At 73.2% G+C, this 421-nt stretch carries 1 protein-coding gene; it reads left to right on the forward strand.

Annotated elements, in window-relative coordinates:
• Positions 1–158 precede the first annotated feature (158 nt).
• A partial coding sequence (locus tag D3I60_RS01375; protein WP_262774317.1) for a hypothetical protein occupies positions 159–421 on the forward strand: 263 nt, incomplete at its 3' end.

Here is a 421-nt window from a genome sequence, read left to right on the forward strand (position 1 = left end):
CCTCGGCGGCCTACCGGGCGGGACCGACGCCCGTGCGCGCGGCCGAGCTGGTCCCGGCCTGAGTCCCGGGGATCGACGCATCCGCGCGAAGCCTTTATCCGGCATCGCGCGGCTTTCAGGCGGCGGATCACCGTGCGACCGGCCGCCCGAGAATCGCGATGAGCCCATCCGCCTCCGAGATCGTCCTGGTCCCCCGCGGGGAGGCCGGCCATTTCCTGCCGGCGGCTTTGGGCTGGCTGGGGAAGCGGATCAGCGTCACCGCCCATCCGGGCGCGGCCAACCACGTGCTCTGCCTGCCGGTGCTCGACTTCGTCCGCCTCGGCTTCCCGGACCTGAACGGGCGGCTCGATCTGCTGGAGCCCGGCGACGCCGAGAACCTGCGGTCGGGCCGAGCGGCCCTGCTCCTCGACCTGTCGAACGA

Origin of the sequence: Brevibacterium permense (assembly GCF_025506275.1) — a bacterium.
GTDB classification, from domain to species: Bacteria; Actinomycetota; Actinomycetes; order Actinomycetales; family Brevibacteriaceae; genus Brevibacterium; species Brevibacterium permense_A.